13 protein-coding genes are annotated in these 15,666 nt (G+C 68.0%); 10 read left to right on the forward strand and 3 right to left on the reverse strand.

Annotation, left to right across the window (positions count from 1 at the left end; all coding sequences use genetic code 11):
• Positions 1 to 9: 9 nt before the first annotated feature.
• The 4 genes from mutS (at position 10) to AC23D4_RS08270 (ending at position 6,363) form a co-directional block, all read left to right on the forward strand.
• Positions 10 to 2,610 carry a DNA mismatch repair protein MutS gene (gene mutS / locus AC23D4_RS08255; RefSeq protein WP_472889991.1) on the forward strand — a complete coding sequence of 867 codons (2,601 nt, stop codon included), beginning with the start codon at positions 10 to 12 and terminating at the stop codon, positions 2,608 to 2,610.
• Positions 2,607 to 3,434 (forward strand): proteasome-type protease, encoded by an 828-nt coding sequence (locus AC23D4_RS08260; protein WP_472889966.1) that lies wholly within the window; start codon positions 2,607 to 2,609, stop codon positions 3,432 to 3,434. Before mutS ends, AC23D4_RS08260 begins: the two co-directional genes overlap by 4 nt.
• A 7-nt stretch (positions 3,435 to 3,441) precedes the next feature.
• Positions 3,442 to 4,281, forward strand: a complete 840-nt coding sequence (locus tag AC23D4_RS08265; RefSeq protein ID WP_472889967.1) for an alpha/beta fold hydrolase — start codon at positions 3,442 to 3,444, stop codon at positions 4,279 to 4,281.
• Positions 4,282 to 4,428: 147 nt separating this feature from the next.
• Positions 4,429 to 6,363, forward strand: a complete 1,935-nt coding sequence (locus AC23D4_RS08270; RefSeq protein ID WP_472889968.1) for a PAS domain S-box protein — start codon at positions 4,429 to 4,431, stop codon at positions 6,361 to 6,363.
• A gap of 6 nt (positions 6,364 to 6,369) precedes the next feature.
• On the opposite strand, the gene AC23D4_RS08275 is transcribed toward AC23D4_RS08270, so the two are convergent.
• Both AC23D4_RS08275 and AC23D4_RS08280 read right to left on the reverse strand, forming a co-directional pair.
• A complete protein-coding gene (locus AC23D4_RS08275; protein ID WP_472889969.1) occupies positions 6,370 to 7,200 on the reverse strand; it encodes an undecaprenyl-diphosphate phosphatase in 831 nt (276 codons plus the stop codon).
• A gap of 107 nt (positions 7,201 to 7,307) precedes the next feature.
• Entirely contained in the window at positions 7,308 to 7,895 is a 588-nt protein-coding gene (locus AC23D4_RS08280) for a hypothetical protein (RefSeq protein ID WP_472889970.1), read from the reverse strand.
• Between the two features lie 234 nt (positions 7,896 to 8,129).
• Between AC23D4_RS08280 and AC23D4_RS08285 the strand changes: the two genes are divergently transcribed.
• From AC23D4_RS08285 to AC23D4_RS08300, 4 genes are read left to right on the forward strand one after another with little or no spacing between them, the layout of a single operon-like run.
• Positions 8,130 to 8,435 (forward strand): 2TM domain-containing protein, encoded by a 306-nt coding sequence (locus AC23D4_RS08285; RefSeq protein WP_472889971.1) that lies wholly within the window; start codon positions 8,130 to 8,132, stop codon positions 8,433 to 8,435.
• On the forward strand, positions 8,432 to 9,085 hold the full coding sequence (locus AC23D4_RS08290; RefSeq protein ID WP_472889972.1) for a DUF2306 domain-containing protein: 654 nt from the start codon (positions 8,432 to 8,434) through the stop codon (positions 9,083 to 9,085). Before AC23D4_RS08285 ends, AC23D4_RS08290 begins: the two co-directional genes overlap by 4 nt.
• 49 nt (positions 9,086 to 9,134) lie before the next feature.
• Positions 9,135 to 10,232 (forward strand): sensor histidine kinase, encoded by a 1,098-nt coding sequence (locus tag AC23D4_RS08295; RefSeq protein ID WP_472889973.1) that lies wholly within the window; start codon positions 9,135 to 9,137, stop codon positions 10,230 to 10,232.
• Positions 10,229 to 11,041: a LytR/AlgR family response regulator transcription factor gene (locus AC23D4_RS08300; protein WP_472889974.1), complete on the forward strand. Its 813-nt coding sequence runs from the start codon at positions 10,229 to 10,231 to the stop codon at positions 11,039 to 11,041. The genes AC23D4_RS08295 and AC23D4_RS08300 overlap by 4 nt, the downstream gene beginning before the upstream one ends.
• Positions 11,042 to 11,708: 667 nt before the next feature.
• Here the strand turns inward: AC23D4_RS08300 and hutC are convergent.
• Positions 11,709 to 12,446 carry a histidine utilization transcriptional repressor HutC gene (gene hutC / locus AC23D4_RS08305; protein WP_472889975.1) on the reverse strand — a complete coding sequence of 246 codons (738 nt, stop codon included), beginning with the start codon at positions 12,444 to 12,446 and terminating at the stop codon, positions 11,709 to 11,711.
• Between the two features lie 140 nt (positions 12,447 to 12,586).
• Between hutC and AC23D4_RS08310 the strand changes: the two genes are divergently transcribed.
• Both AC23D4_RS08310 and hutU read left to right on the forward strand, forming a co-directional pair.
• Positions 12,587 to 13,918: a YjiH family protein gene (locus AC23D4_RS08310; RefSeq protein ID WP_472889976.1), complete on the forward strand. Its 1,332-nt coding sequence runs from the start codon at positions 12,587 to 12,589 to the stop codon at positions 13,916 to 13,918.
• A 43-nt stretch (positions 13,919 to 13,961) separates the two neighbouring features.
• Positions 13,962 to 15,659 carry a urocanate hydratase gene (hutU, locus tag AC23D4_RS08315; protein ID WP_472889977.1) on the forward strand — a complete coding sequence of 566 codons (1,698 nt, stop codon included), beginning with the start codon at positions 13,962 to 13,964 and terminating at the stop codon, positions 15,657 to 15,659.
• Positions 15,660 to 15,666: the final 7 nt, after the last annotated feature.

Genomic DNA, 15,666 nt, shown 5'->3' on the forward strand with positions numbered 1-15,666 from the left:
CACACCCCCATGATGCAGCAGTACCTGGCCATCAAGGCGGGGTATCCACACACGCTGGTGTTCTACCGCATGGGCGACTTCTACGAGCTGTTTTTCGGCGATGCCGAAAAAGCCGCGCGCCTGCTCGACATCACGCTCACGCAGCGCGGCCAGTCGGCCGGCGAGCCGGTGGTGATGGCCGGTGTGCCGTTCCACTCCATCGACAATTACCTCGCGCGCCTCATCAAGCTCGGCGAATCGGCCGCCATCTGCGAGCAGGTGGGCGACGTGGCCACCGCCAAGGGGCCGGTGGAGCGCAAGGTGGTGCGGGTGGTCACGCCCGGCACGCTGACCGACAGCGAGCTGCTCTCCGACAAGACCGAAGCGGTCCTCATGGCCGTGCACCCGGGCGCGCGCACCGGCGTCGGCCTGGCCTGGATGTCGGTCACCCAGGGCATCGTGTTCCTCGCCCAGTGCGCGAGCGACGGGCTGGCCGACTGGATCGCCCGCATCGCACCCGGCGAGCTGCTCTACAGCGCCGAGGTGACGCCTGCGTTCGAGAAAAACGTGCAGGCGCTCGCCGCCCAGCCGCTGGCCAGCGGCCAGCGCACCGTGGCGGTGCTGCGCCCGGCCTGGGCGTTTGACGGCGCCCTGGGCGAACGCAAGCTGCTCGAACAGCTCGGCGCCGCCAGCCTGGCCGCCTGGAACGCGCAGGGACTGACCGACGCCCACGCCGCCGCCGCCGCCCTGCTCGACTACGCCGAACACACGCAGGGTCGCGCGCTCAGCCACGTGAAAAGCCTGCGGGTGGCGCGCAGCGACGAGCTGATCGACCTGCCGATCACCACGCGGCGCAACCTCGAACTAACTCACACCCTGCGCGGCGAAACCAGCCCCACGCTGTTCTCCCTGCTCGACGTCTGCCAGACCGGCATGGGCAGCCGGGCGCTGCGCAGCTGGCTGCTGGAGCCGAAACGCGAGCGCTCGGAAGCGCGAGCCCGGCTCGACGCCATCGACCTGCTGCGCAACGGCCTGGGTCAGACACTGCGCCAGTCGCTCAAGGGCGCCAGCGACGTCGAGCGCATCACGGCGCGCACGGCGCTTCGTCAGGTGCGCCCGCGCGAACTGGTCGGCCTGGGCCAGACGCTGGGCCGCGCCCAACAACTCGCCCAGGCCCTGCAACAAGGCCTGCCTGAGGGCGGACCGGCGCTGTTGTTGCAGATCGCCGCCGACCTCACACCGCCCGCCGGCTGCGCCGACCTGCTGCTCGCGGCGCTGCTGCCCGAGCCGGCCGCGCTGGTGCGCGACGGCGGTGTGATCAATCATGGCTTCGATGCGGACCTCGACGAACTGCGCGGCATCCAGACCAACTGCGACGGCTTCCTGATCGACCTCGAAGCCCGCGAACGCGCGCGCACCGGCATCGCCAACCTGCGCGTGCAGTTCAACAAGGTGCACGGCTTCTACATCGAGGTCACGCAGGGCCAGGTGGACAAGGTGCCCGACGACTACCGCCGCCGCCAGACGCTGAAGAACGCCGAACGTTTCATCACGCCCGAGCTCAAGGCGTTTGAAGACAAGGCACTCAGCGCGCAGGAGCGTGCGCTCGCGCGCGAGAAGTGGCTCTTTGAGCACCTGCTGGACGAGCTGCAGACGCACATCGATACGCTCACGCGGCTCGCCCGCGCCCTCGCCGCGCTCGACGCACTCTGCGCCCTGGCCGAACGTTCGCTCACGCTGAACTGGAGCGCGCCGTTGTTCGTGGCCGAGCCCTGCATCGAGATCCGCGGCGGCCGCCACCCGGTGGTCGAGGCGCGCTTGAATCAAACCACCGGCGGCAGCTTCATCGCCAACGACACGGTGATGGGCCCGAAGCAGCGCATGCAGGTCATCACCGGCCCCAACATGGGCGGCAAGAGCACCTACATGCGCCAGGTGGCGGTGATCGTGCTGCTCGCCAGCATGGGCAGTTACGTGCCGGCGGCGGCCTGCCGCCTCGGCCCCATCGACGCCATCCACACCCGCATCGGCGCCGCCGACGACCTGGCCAATGCGCAATCGACCTTCATGGTCGAGATGACCGAGGCCGCACAGATATTGAACGCCGCGACGCCACAAAGTCTGGTGCTGATGGACGAGATCGGCCGCGGCACCTCCACCTTCGACGGCCTGGCGCTGGCCGGCGGCATCGCCGCCCACCTGCACGACAAGGCCAAAGCCTTCACCCTGTTCGCCACGCACTATTTCGAACTCACCGAGTTCCCGGCCGGCCACCACGCCGCCGTGAACGTGCACGTGAGCGCGGTTGAAGGCGGTGGCAAGAGTGGCATCGTCTTTTTGCACCAGATCGAACCCGGCCCGGCCAGCCGCAGCTACGGCATACAAGTTGCAAGGCTCGCTGGCGTGCCGGCGGCGGTGGTGCAGCACGCGCGCCACGCCCTGGCCGCACTGGAAAGCCAGAGCGAACAGAGCCGCAGCCAGGTGGACCTGTTTGCCCCACCGCCGCCGAGCGCCGAACCCGAAGCCCATCCCTTGCTGGCCGCCCTGCGGGGCATCGACCCCGACGCACTGAGCCCGCGCGAAGCGCTGGACCAGCTCTACCAACTCAAGAAACTCAGCCTGCAACCATGACCTACTGCGTCGCCGTCAAACTCAACGCCGGACTGGTCTTCCTGTCCGACTCGCGCACCAATGCGGGCCTGGACCAGATCAGCACCTTCCGCAAGATGATCGTCTACGAGAAGCCGGGCGAGCGCTTCATGTGCCTGCTCTCGGCCGGCAACCTGAGCATCTCGCAGTCGATCCGCGAGATCCTGCAGGTCGAGCAGGTGGAGGACATCGCCGGCGGTGAGCCCATCACCATCTGGAACGCCAGGAGCATGTTTGACGCCGCGCGCGTGCTCGGCTCGGCGGTGCGCCACGTGTACGAACGCGACGGCGAATCGCTCAAACGTGCCGGTGTGGAGTTCAACGTCTCCATGATCTTCGGCGGCCAGATCCTGGGCGAGGGTATGCGCCTGTTCCAGGTCTATTCGGCGGGCAATTTCATCGAGGCCACGGCCGAAACGCCGTTCTTCCAGGTCGGTGAATCCAAATACGGCAAACCGGTGCTGGACCGCGTGATCACGCCCGACACCCCGCTGGACGAGGCCGCCAAGTGCGTGCTGGTGTCCATGGACAGCACGCTCAAGTCCAACCTCTCGGTGGGTCTGCCGCTGGACCTCGCGGTGTACGAGGTCGACCAGCTGCAGAGCGACAAGATCACCTGCATCGACGAAAACAACCCCTACTTCCGCATGGTGCACAACACCTGGGGCCAGAAACTGCGCGAGGTGTTCGACAGCATCGAACACCCGACCTGGGACGGTGCCCACACCGAAGTGCCCCTGCTGTGTGAAAGCCCGCGCAACCAGCCACTGAAGAAGATCTCGAACTCAAGAGAAAAACTGATCTGATCAGGCCATGTCCCTGATCATCTTCTCCCACGCCAACAGCTTCCCCGCCAGCACCTACGGCGTGCTGTTCAAGTCGCTGCGGGCGCGCGGATTTTCCGTGCGGGCGCCCGAAAAATTCGGTCACGACCCGGCCTACCCGGTCACCAGCAACTGGCCGCATCTCGTGCAGCAGCTGGCCGATTTCGCGGCGCCGGAGATTGAGCGCCACGGCCAGCCGGCCTGGCTGGTCGGTCATTCGCTGGGCGGTTTCCTGAGCCTGATGTGCGCCGCGCGCCACCCGGCACTCGGCGGCCACGGCATCAAGGGGGTGCTGCTGCTGGACTCGCCCGTGCTGGGCGGCTGGCGCGCCCGGGCGCTGGAACTGGCCAAGCGCACACAGCTGGTGGGCTCGATCTCGCCCGGCAAGATCAGCCGCAAGCGCCGCAACGCCTGGCCAGACGCCCAGGCCGCGTTCGACCACTTTGCCCACAAGAAGGCCTTCGCCCGCTGGGAACCGCAGGTGTTGCGCGACTACATCGCCCACGGCACGCACGACGAAACCATCGCACAGGGCACGCGCCGCGTGCTCAGCTTCGAGCGCGATGTCGAAACCGCCATCTACAACACCCTGCCCCACAACCTCGACCGCCTGCTGCGCCGCCACCCGCTGCAGGCGCCGGTGGCCTTCATCGGCGGCACCGAATCGCAGGAGATGAAACAGGTCGGCATGGCCATGACCCACCGGCTGGTGGGCAAGAACCACCCCGGGCGCCTGCTCATGGTGGAAGGCAGCCACCTGTTTCCGATGGAAAGGCCCCAGGAGACGGCCGCAGCCATCGAACGCGCGCTCCAGAGCCTGGCGCGCTGAGCGGCCACGGGCACCCACCCCCGGGTGCCAAGGGGCGGAAACCCGGGTGAAATCCGGCGCTCGTTCGGCCGACCGGCCAGGGACTTCCTCCGGTATAACAGCTGACAGACGTCGCCCGTTCCCACACCGGCTCCCGCCCAAGACCCCATGCCCTACACCGACGAACCGTCGAACCCCCTCCATAGCCTCTGGCGGCAGATCGCGGGTTGGCAGCCCGACCGCCACAGTCTCTGGAGCCGCTATGCGGTCGCCGTGGCCATCACGCTGGCGGCCGCCCTGTTGCGCATGGCCCTGGCGCCGGCCGAATCGGGCGGGCGCTTCATCACCCTGTCCCTGGCGGCGGCCCTCTCGGCACTGTACGGCGGGTTCCGCGCCGGCATGCTCAGCACCGTGCTGGGCATGGTGATGGTCAACTTTTTCCTGGTCAAACCCTATGGGGCGCTGGCGTTTGACGACCCGGGCGAAGCGTTCTGGCTCAACCTGTGGCACTTCATCACCGCGCTGGTGGTGGTGGGCGCCATCGCGCTCATGCAGCGGCAAAACCGCCTGTGGCGCGCAGCCGGTGAAGCGGTGCAGCGCAGCACCCGGCAACTGGCAGACACCTTCGAGCACAGCGCCACCGGCATGGCCCACAGCCAGCTGGACGGGCGCTGGATCCGTGTCAACCAGACCTACTGCGATCTGGTCGGCTACACCCGGCAGGAAATGGAAACCATGAGTTTTCGGGATTTCACCCACCCCGACGATCTGGAACTGGACCTCACCCTGCTGGCGCGCACCCTGGCAGGCGAAACCGACCACTACAGCATCGAGAAGCGTTATATCCACAAACGGGGCCACACCGTCTGGGTGCACCTGACGCTGTCCCTGGTGCGCACGGCCGAGGGGGCACCCGACTACCTGATCGCGGTGGTGCAGGACGTGAGCGACCGCAAGGCCACCGAAGAGGCCTGGCGCACCAGCGAACAGCTGCTGCGCCAGGCCCAGCAGCTCGCCGGTCTGGCCACCTGGCAGGCCGACGTGGCCACAAGGCGCTTCACCACCCTCGCCGGCTCCAAGGACATCCTGGGCCTGCCCAGCACCGAATTCAGCGACGAGGAACTGCTCGCGATCACCCATCCGGACGACCGCCCGGTGGTGCTGCGGCAGTGGGCCCTGGCGGTGCAGGGCAAGGCGGTTTATGACATCGAATACCGGTTGCGCATTGGCGATCACGAGCGCTGGTACTCGGTGCAGGCCGATTTCGAGCGCGACGCGCAGGGCCGGGCCGTGCGCGCGCTGGGCGTGACACTGGACGTGACCGAGCGCAAACAGGCCGAGCTGGAAATCCAGCGCCTCAACGCCTCGCTGGAGAACCGCATCCAGCACCGCACCCAGGCCTTGCGGGACGCCTACGACGAGCTGGAGAGTTATTCCTACGCGGTGGCGCACGACCTGCGCTCACCGCTGCGCATCATCAACGGCTTCGCCCAGGCCCTGCAGGAGGACAACCCGGCGCTGGATACCGCCAGCCTCAGCCACCTGCAACGCATCATGGCCGCCAGCAAAAAGATGGGCCTGCTCATCGATGGCCTGCTGCAGCTCTCGCAGATCGGCCGGGGTGAGGTGCAACGCCAGCCGGTCAACCTCGGCGCCATCGCCACGCGGCTGCTGGAAGAACTGGCCGCGGAATCTCCTCAACGATCCGTCACCTGGTCTATCGAGTCCGACCTGCACGCCTGGGCCGACCCCTCGCTGGTCGACGCCCTGCTGCAGAACCTGCTGCACAACGCCTGGAAATACACCGCAGCCACGCCGCAGGCACACATCCGGGTGTTCACCCGGGAGGTGGATGGTCAGACCCATTTCTGCGTGAGCGACAACGGTGCAGGCTTCGACATGGCCCGTGCTGAAAAGCTCTTTCAGCCTTTCCAGCGCCTGCACCAGCCGCACGAATTCGAGGGACTGGGCATCGGACTGGCCACGGTGCAGCGCATCGTGCAGCGCCATGGCGGCATGCTCCACGCCGAGGCCGCACCCGGCCAGGGGGCCACGTTCTGTTTCACGCTGCCTGGCGAAGCGTCTCCCGAATCGCTGCCCTGAACCGGTTCAAGCCTTCCAGTCGACCCACCCCAGGCTCGCGGTCAGAAGGATCAGGCCGCCAAAAGCGATGCGGTACCAGGCGAACGGCACGAAGGTGTGGTTGCCGACGAAACGCAGCAGCCACTTCACGCACACCCAGGCCGACAGCCACGACACCAGCAGGCCGACGGTGAACAGCGGCAGGTCGGCCATGCTCAGCAGATCGCGGTTCTTGTAGATGTCGTAAACCGCTGCGCCAAACAGCATGGGGATGGCCAGGAAAAAACTGAACTCGGTCGCGGCCTTGCGGTTGAAGCCCAGCAGCATCGCGCCAATGATGGTGGCACCCGAACGGCTCACGCCCGGCACCAGCGCCGTGCACTGCACCAGGCCCACCTTGAGCGCGTCGGTCCAGCGCACGCCATCGACATCCTCCACGTGCACCCGGGCCCCTTTGGTCTGCAGGCGCTCGGCCCACAGGATCACCAGCCCACCCACGATGAAGCCCAACGCCACCACCACCGGGTTGAACAGCACGCCCTTGATCACGTCGATGAACAGCACTCCCGCCACCGCTGCGGGCAGAAACCCGATCAGCACATTCAGCGTGAAGCGCTGCGCCGAGCGCTCACGCGGCAGGCCCAGCAAGGTCTCCCAGAGCTTGCCCGCGTAGAGCGAAACGATGGCCATGATCGCGCCGGTCTGGATCACCACCTCAAACAGCTTGATCTTTTCGCCCGGCATGTCCAGCAGCGCGGCCGTCAGGATCAGGTGACCCGTGGAAGAAATCGGCAGGAACTCGGTCAGGCCCTCCACCACGCCCATGATGGCGGCCTTGATCAACAACACAACATCCATACAGTGTCCGGCGCGCAGCGCGCTTCGCAAAAAAAAGAACAGGCCAACCACTGGCCTGTCTGCAAGCGCCTATCCTACCTGCCCCGGCTGCTGATCTGCAGCGCGCCTCAACGCGGCAACGGGTCGAGCTGCAGTTCCAGCCCACCCGGCACCACCCGCAGCGCGCCGGGCTGGTAGCCCCGGCGCCCGACCGCCTCCAGGTCTTCCGGCTTGAGGCGGTGAACCACCAGATCGGGCAGCAAGCCCTGAACCAGCGCACCACCCAGGCGCTTGAAACGCGCCGCATTCGCCGGCGATGCGTCGGGCAGATCCATGTTTTCCAGCCGCACATCGGTGAGCCGCACCGTGTTGTCGACCGGTTCCAGGCGCAGGCCGTAGCTCAGGCTGAGCGTGCCGCGCTGCGTGCGCGTCTCGACCAGCGGCATGCCCACGGTGAAATCCAGCTGGGTGCCGATGCGGTTCTCAGCCGGCATCAGCCGCAGCCTGGGCGTGTCCAGCGTGACGTCGAACAGCTCCAGGTAACGGTTGCTGCGCGGAAACTGGCGCGCTATCGCCTCCATCAGCTTCCTCTCGGAAACCCTGACGGTGCGCGGGCCGGGTTGCAGTGCCGCGCAGCCGGTCAGAACCCCGGTGGACAGCGCGCCAGCCACCAGCATCCCGGACCAAAGCAGCTGTCGTCGGGCGGTGTCGGGCATTCGGTGTTCCTTGGCAATGGGGGTGGGTCGGCCCATTGTAGGAACACCACGGCCCGCCCCCGATCAACGGGTCTGAAGCACCGGGCCAGCGCGCCACGCCCACCCTTCGCGCCCACGGGCGGCATTTCATACCCGCGCTCCGTCGTTCCGTCGCAACCGGCTCGCACCCGAACGGGTCGCACGGCACAGTCACGCCACGGTCCCTGCAACGACCGGCCAACCCAGGAGCCACCCATGAACGCCAGCACCCCTTTCTCGCTCTCGCCCGACCAGGAGCGCCTCGCGTTACGGCGCGTCAAGGCCCGCCTGGGCTGGTACACCCACGCCTTCATCTACGTCTGCGTCATCAGCGGCCTGACCGTGCTGGGCGGGTGGCAGGGCCACCTGTGGCCGGTGGCGCCGGCCCTGGGCTGGGGCTTCGGCTTGCTGATGCACGGCCTGGGCGTGTTCGGTTTCGGCGCCGGATCGGACCTGCGCCAGCGGCTGGTGGAGCAGGAACGCCAGCGCCTGTACGCCGCCTCCAACGGAAAACAGCCATGACGAACCGCCCCGACCCCTCCTTCGCCTGGTGGACCCTCACCCTGCTCTGTCTCGGCGTGGGCGCCTACGCCTGGGTGCTCTATGGCGTGCTGCCCGAGGTGCCGGCCACCGCGCCCGAGTTCCAGGCCAGCTTCGCGCGCCACCACCCCGCCGTGTTCTACGTGCACGTGATGGCCGCCGCCCTGGCGCTGCTGATCGGCCCCTGGCAGTTCCTGCCCGCGCTGCGCGCGCGGCATCCGCGCCTGCACCGCGGGCTCGGCCGCGTCTACCTCGGCGGCGGCGTGCTGGCCGGTGGCGTCTCCGGCCTGCTGCTGGCGCCCAACACCTTCGGCGGCCCTGTGGCCAACTTCGGCTTCGGTCTGCTCGCCCTGCTCTGGCTTTTCAGCGGCTGGCGCGCCTACCGCGCCATCCGCCAGGGCCGGGTCGACGAACACCGGCACTGGATGCTGCGCAACTTTGCGCTCGCCTGCGCGGCCGTGACGCTGCGGCTCTACCTGCCGTTGTCCATCGTCAGCGGCCTGCCGCTGGCGCCGGCCTACGCCGCCATCGCCTGGCTGTGCTGGGTGCCCAACCTGCTGTGGGCCGAGTGGCACATCCGGCGCACGGCGCCAGCGCCCGCCGCAGCCAAGCGGGGTGCTTTCGCGGGCTGAGGTCTGCGTGCCAGAATCGTCCGCGTCCCACCAACGGCTGCTGCTGCCCATGACCCTGCGCCCCGAATCCGCCCTGCTGCGCTGGCTGCCCCCCGACGCCCGCCGCGGCGTGGCGCAGCGCATGGGCATCGTCTGGGCCGTGGCGCTGCTGATCGCGCTGTTCCAGTGGGGTTCGGGCCACAAGAACCACAGCCTCGACGCGGCCCTGGTCTACAGCTACGCCATCAGCACCGCCATCTGGTTCCTCACCGACCCCGGCCGCATCGCGCTGCACCGCCTGCTCGGCACGCAGGGGCCGCACTACTGGGGGTTGTCGCTGCGCATGATGGCCTACCTGCTGGCGGGCGTCGTGGTCGGCTACACGCTCGGCACCTTCGTCGGCGATGCCTACACCGGCCACTCCACCTGGGAGCTGCTGACCGTGTCGCCCCTGCGCTTCTTCGGTTTCTGGCTCTCCACCCTGGGCATCAGCCTGGGCTTCCTGTTCAGCTTCTACCAGCGCGCGCGCAACCAGGACCTGCAGCGCCAGGCCACCGAAGCGCGGCTCAAGCTGCTGGAGACGCAGCTCGAACCGCACATGCTGTTCAACACCCTGGCCAACCTGCGCGCCCTGATTGCCACCGACCCGCCTCGCGCCATGGCCATGCTCGACCGCCTCAACGACTACCTGCGCGCCACGCTGCGTGCCTCGCGCACCGACGGATCGGCAGGCAGCCACACCCTGGCCGACGAGTTCGCCCGCCTGCGCGACTACCTCGAACTCATGGCCGTGCGCATGGGGCCGCGCCTGTCGTACACGCTGGATTTGCCCGAGGCGCTGCAGCGCCATCCGGTGCCGCCGTTGCTGTTGCAGCCGCTGGTGGAAAACGCCATCCGCCACGGCCTCGAACCCAAGCTCGACGGTGGCCGCATCGACATCCGCGCCAGCACCGATGGCGCCGGGCAGCTGCTGCTGGAGGTGATCGACACCGGTGTCGGCATGGACTCCGCTGGTGCACCACACAGCGGCAGCGGCTTCGGCCTGTCGCAGGTGCGCGAGCGCGTGGCCAGCCTGCCCGGCGGCGGGCGCGTGGACCTGAGCGCGCAGCCCGGCCACGGCGCCACGGTATGCATCCACTTGCCTTTCGTGAACACCCTCCAGCCATGAACGCCACCGCCCTCATCGCCGAAGACGAACCGCTGCTGGCCGCCGCGCTGCAGGCCGAACTCGCACGCGCCTGGCCCGAGCTGCAGTTGCTGGCCACCGTGGGCAACGGTGCCGCGGCGGTGGCGCAGGCGCTGGCGCTGAAACCGCAGGTGCTGTTCCTCGACATCCGCATGCCCGGCCTGAGCGGCCTGGAAGCCGCCGTGCAGCTGGCCGAAGAATGGCCGGAAGGTGGCCCGGGCGCGGCGCCTTTCCCGGCCATCGTCTTCGTCACCGCGTACGACCAGTACGCCGTGCAAGCCTTCGAGGCGCAGGCGGTGGACTACCTGCTCAAGCCGGTGCAGCCCGAGCGCCTGGCGCGCACGGTGCAGCGCGTGCAGCAAGTGCTGGCTCAGCGCAGCCCCGCCGAGGTGACCGCGCCGCTTGAACACACGCTGACCCAGCTGCGCGCCCTGCTCGCGCCTGCGGTGGCGGCCTCGCCCAGCGAGCCGCTGCGCGTGATCCAGGCCAGCGTCGGCCAGCAGATCCGGCTGGTGCCGATCGACGAGGTGCTGGTGTTCGAGGCCGCCGACAAATACGTGCGCGTGCTCACCGCCAGCGAAGAGCTGCTGATCCGCACGCCCCTCAAGGACCTCACGCCGCAGCTCGACGCCAGCCTGTTCTGGCAGATCCACCGCGGCACAGTGGTGCGCGCCACCGCCATCCACAGTGTCAGCCGCGACGAAGCCGGTAAGCTCAGTCTGCGGCTGCGTGGGCGCACGGAGTCGTGGCCCGTGAGCCGGCTTTACGCTGGGCAGTTCAAGGCGATGTGAATGCCTGGCCTGTCGGGGTCTTTTTTGCCCTCTGTCTGGTGTGTGCGGGCAACTGGTTCACGGGTGCAGCACCTCGCGGCTGCGGCAGGCGCTGCCCGGCGGGGGCTCATCCGGAGTGGTCGGCGCGTTGCGCCGACTTCGCTGTGCCCACCCGTCTGGGGCCGGCGCGGCCAAACTCGCTACGTTCGCTGCGCTCTCTCCGCTCAGACAGTGGCCGCGAGCATGAAACGAAGCGCGCACTGGCGCGCCCGACCCCAGACGGGCGGACACAACCACTCCGGAACATCGCCCCCACCGGGCAGCGCCTGCCGCAGCAAGAGACGGAGGGGTATTCCAACGGTGGCGCGCCTACACCCTGTTGGCCAAGGCGTGTGTGGGCAGGCCGCAGCGCGCCATGTGAGGCGCCGAGAAGCGCAGTGGCCGTGGCCGCGCGCGCAGCGCGCTTCGTTGACTGACTCGTCGCACTTGTCTGAGCGGAGAGAGCGCAGCGAACGCAGCGAGTTGTGCGACGGGCCGCGGCCGCGAGCATCGCAGGGGAGTCGGTGCATCGCACCGACCGCCTCACTCAAGCGCTGCGGCCTGCCCGCACACGCCTTGGCACCGCGCGGTGCAACGAACGAGCTCACCACTCGCTCGCAGATCACAGGAATGACCTTGCAAGAAGGCGCTAAAAACTGCCCGTGAACCGGTAACGCGCCGCCGGGTGCCACATCGCCGCCACCGACGCCACCTGGCCCTGCGAATGCGTCTGCCGGCGCAGCACCAGGCACGGGTCTTCGGGCGCCATGTGCAGCATCTCGGCCACGTCGCGCGGCGGCAGGCAGGCCTCGATGACGAAGCGCACGCCCTGCAGCGGCGCCACGCGCATCAGGTAGGCGTTGGGCGTCTGGCTGGCAAAGTCTTGCGCGAGGTAATCGGGCGCCACCGCCGGATTCACGTGGCGGTCTTCGACCTGGATCGGCTCGCCGTCCTCGAAGTGCACCACCACCGAATGGAACAGCGGCTGTTCGGCCTTCAGCCCGAACTGCCGCCCCAGCGCCTCGCCGGCCTTGGTGCGCTCCAGCTTGTGCAGCTCGCTGCGGTGCACGTGGCCGCGTGCGGCGATCTCTTCGGCGATGTTGCGGATCTCGACCAGCGTGGCCTGGTATTTCTGCTGCGCCACGTAGGTGCCCGAGCCCTGCACCCGCTCCACGATCTGCTCGTCGCTCAGCTCGCGGATCGCGCGGTTCACCGTCATGCGCGACACGCCGAACGTGCGCGCCAGCGCCTCTTCGCCCGGGATCGCCTCGCCCTCCTGCCAGGTGCCGTTCTGGATCTGCGCCAGCACATGCTGTTTCACCCGCAGGTAGGCGGGCTTGCGGTCGTCGGCGGCCGCAGCGGGCAAGGGGGTGGAACCGTTCGACATAGGGTTTTTACGGGGGTATCAACCGATGAAGTGGTATTGACAGGTGGGATTATGGCCAGATAAAGTTGTATATACATATCGCAGACAAGTATTTTGATATGTACAGACATACCATCGAAACCGCCCCGAGGAAACCGCCCATGAACACCCGCACCGCCACGGCGTCCAGCCCGCCCGTCCCCGCCGCCGCCTTCCTGCGCCTGCTGGCCTACAGCAGCATCGGCCTGGTGATGTTTTTCCTGCCGCTGGAGATCGCCGGCAAGACCACCATCCTGTTCGACCACGCCGCCACCTACCTCGCGCAACAGCAGCGCAGCCTGTCGGTCGCGCTGGTGCTGGCGCTCATGGCCTGGGGCGCGGCCGCGCCCTTCATCAAAGGCAGCTGGCGCGCCAGCACCACCACCGCCGTGTTCAGCGTGCTCAAGGTCATGGGCCTGGTGCTGGCGCTGATGTATCTGTTGAAACTCGGGCCCGCGCCGCTGTTCGAAAAGGACATGCTGCCCTTCCTGTTCGACAAGCTCGCGCTCACCGTCGGCCTGATCGTGCCGCTGGGCGCGGTGGCACTGGCCTTTCTCGTCGGATTCGGCTTGCTGGAGCTGGTGGGCGTGCTGATGCAGCCGGTCATGCGGCCGATCTGGCGCACGCCCGGTCACTCCGCGATCGACGCCGTCGCCTCCTTCGTCGGCAGCTATTCGGTCGGCCTGCTGATCACCAACCGCGTCTACGTCGAAGGCAAGTACACGGCGCGTGAAGCGGCCATCATCGCCACCGGCTTCTCCACCGTCTCTGCCGCCTTCATGGTCATCGTCGCCAAGACGCTGGGCCTGATGGAAGCCTGGAACTTCTACTTCTGGTCCACCTTCGTGATCGCGTTCGCTGTCACCGCCATCACCACCTGGCTGCCGCCGATCTCGCGCATGGACAACAGCGGCGGCGTGAGCAACGCCCTGCCCGCCGGGCGCAACCGCTGGCAGGCCGCCTGGGACGCCGGCCTGGCCCAGGCCAGCAACGCACCGCCGCTGTGGCGCGTGTTGCGCGACAACCTGCGCGACGGCCTGGCCATGGCCAGCGCCGTGGTGCCCACCATCCTCGCCGTCGGCCTGATCGGCCTGCTGCTGGCGCGCTACACGCCCGTGTTCGACGTGCTGGGCCTGTTGCTGCTGCCCTTTGTGTGGCTCGGCGGCCTGGCCGAACCGGTGGCGACTTCCAAGGCCCTGGCCTCGGGCCTGGCCGAGATGTTCCTGCCCGCGCTCCAGCTCAAGGGCGCCGATCCGGTGGTGCGCTACGTCGCCGCCGTGGTCTCGGTCAGCTCGGTGCTGTTTTTCTCCGGCTCGATCCCCTGCGTGCTGGCCACGCGCATCCCGATCTCGCTGCGCCAGATGGTCGGCGTCTGGTTCGTGCGCACCGCGCTGAGCATCCTGCTGGCCGCCGGCGCCGGCCACATCGCGTTTGCCCAGGGCTGGATAGCCTGATCCCACCCCCTCTTCACCCCACCGATTTCTTCAAGGAGTTCCCATGAACACCAACACCGACCCCCGCCTCGACCCCACCCGCGTCATCCGCGCCCCGCGCGGCAACACGCTGACCTGCAAGAACTGGATCGCCGAGGCCGCCTACCGCATGATCCAGAACAACCTCGACCCCGAGGTCGCCGAGAACCCGCAGCACCTGGTTGTCTACGGCGGCATCGGCCGCGCCGCGCGCGACTGGGCCTGCTTCGACCAGATCCTCGCTTCGCTGAAAGACCTGAACGACGACGAGACCCTGCTGGTGCAGTCGGGCAAGCCGGTCGGCGTGTTCAAGACGCATTCGAACGCCCCGCGCGTGCTGATCGCCAACAGCAACCTGGTGCCCAAGTGGGCCAACTGGGAACACTTCAACGAACTCGACCGCAAGGGCCTGTTCATGTACGGCCAGATGACCGCCGGCAGCTGGATCTACATCGGCAGCCAGGGCATCGTGCAGGGCACGTTCGAGACCTTCGTCGAAGCCGGCAAGCAGCACTATGGCAACGATCTGTCGGGCAAGTGGATCCTCACCGCCGGCCTCGGTGGCATGGGCGGCGCGCAGCCGCTGGCCGCCACGCTGGCCGGCGCCTGCTCGCTCAACATCGAATGCCAGCAGAGCAGCATCGACTTCCGCCTGCGCACGCGCTATGTGGACAAACAGGCGCGCGACATCGACCACGCGCTCGAACTCATCCAAGAGCACACGGCGAAAAAGGAAGCCGTCTCCATCGCCCTGCTGGGCAACGCGGCCGAGGTGCTGCCCGAGCTGGTCAAGCGCGCGAAGGCCGGCGGCATCAGGCCCGACCTGGTGACCGACCAGACCTCGGCGCACGACCTCATCAACGGCTACCTGCCGGTGGGCTGGAGCGTGGCGCAGTGGAAGGCCGCACAGAAGGACCCGGCGCAACACGCCCGCCTCACCGCGGAGGCCGCCCAGGGCTGCGCGGTGCACGTGCAGGCCATGCTGGACTTCCAGGCCATGGGCATCCCCACCGTGGACTACGGCAACAACATCCGCCAGGTCGCGTTCGACCAGGGCGTGAAGAATGCGTTTGACTTCCCCGGCTTCGTGCCGGCCTACATCCGCCCCATGTTCTGTGAGGGCAAGGGCCCGTTCCGCTGGGTCGCGCTCTCGGGCGACCCGGAAGACATCTACAAGACCGACGCCAAGATCAAGGAACTGTTCCCAAACAACCACCACACGCACCGCTGGCTCGACATGGCGCGCGAGCGCATCGCCTTCCAGGGCCTGCCCGCGCGCATCTGCTGGCTCGGCCTGGGCGAGCGCCACATCGCCGGCCTGGCCTTCAACGAAATGGTGAAGAACGGCGAGCTGAAAGCCCCGATCGTGATCGGCCGCGACCACCTCGACACCGGCTCGGTCGCCAGCCCGAACCGCGAGACCGAGGCCATGAAAGACGGCACCGACGCCGTGAGCGACTGGCCGCTGCTCAACGCCCTGCTCAACACCGCCGGCGGCGCGAGCTGGGTCAGCCTGCACCACGGTGGCGGTGTGGGCATGGGTTACTCGCAACACTCGGGCATGGTGATCGTGGCCGACGGCACCGACGCCGCCGCCGAGCGCCTGGCGCGCGTGCTGGTGAACGACTGCGGATCGGGCGTGATGCGCCACGCGGATGCGGGCTACGAACTGGCGATTGCGACTGCAAAAAAACAGGGCCTCAATCTGCCCATGATCGGATGACACTTCA

This window comes from Hydrogenophaga sp. L76 (genome assembly GCF_057654755.1).

Bases quoted from the DNA above. Each gene is read 5' to 3' on its own strand.
- AC23D4_RS08265 (WP_472889967.1), top strand. From the start codon at position 3,442: ATGTCCCTGATCATCTTCTCCCACGCCAACAGCTTCCCCGCCAGCACC.
- hutC (WP_472889975.1), bottom strand. From the start codon at position 12,446: ATGTCGAACGGTTCCACCCCCTTGCCCGCTGCGGCCGCCGACGACCGC.
- AC23D4_RS08275 (WP_472889969.1), bottom strand. From the start codon at position 7,200: ATGGATGTTGTGTTGTTGATCAAGGCCGCCATCATGGGCGTGGTGGAG.
- AC23D4_RS08285 (WP_472889971.1), top strand. From the start codon at position 8,130: ATGAACGCCAGCACCCCTTTCTCGCTCTCGCCCGACCAGGAGCGCCTC.
- AC23D4_RS08295 (WP_472889973.1), top strand. From the start codon at position 9,135: ATGACCCTGCGCCCCGAATCCGCCCTGCTGCGCTGGCTGCCCCCCGAC.
- AC23D4_RS08300 (WP_472889974.1), top strand. From the start codon at position 10,229: ATGAACGCCACCGCCCTCATCGCCGAAGACGAACCGCTGCTGGCCGCC.
- AC23D4_RS08260 (WP_472889966.1), top strand. From the start codon at position 2,607: ATGACCTACTGCGTCGCCGTCAAACTCAACGCCGGACTGGTCTTCCTG.
- mutS (WP_472889991.1), top strand. From the start codon at position 10: ATGATGCAGCAGTACCTGGCCATCAAGGCGGGGTATCCACACACGCTG.
- AC23D4_RS08270 (WP_472889968.1), top strand. From the start codon at position 4,429: ATGCCCTACACCGACGAACCGTCGAACCCCCTCCATAGCCTCTGGCGG.
- AC23D4_RS08310 (WP_472889976.1), top strand. From the start codon at position 12,587: ATGAACACCCGCACCGCCACGGCGTCCAGCCCGCCCGTCCCCGCCGCC.
- AC23D4_RS08280 (WP_472889970.1), bottom strand. From the start codon at position 7,895: ATGCCCGACACCGCCCGACGACAGCTGCTTTGGTCCGGGATGCTGGTG.
- hutU (WP_472889977.1), top strand. From the start codon at position 13,962: ATGAACACCAACACCGACCCCCGCCTCGACCCCACCCGCGTCATCCGC.
- AC23D4_RS08290 (WP_472889972.1), top strand. From the start codon at position 8,432: ATGACGAACCGCCCCGACCCCTCCTTCGCCTGGTGGACCCTCACCCTG.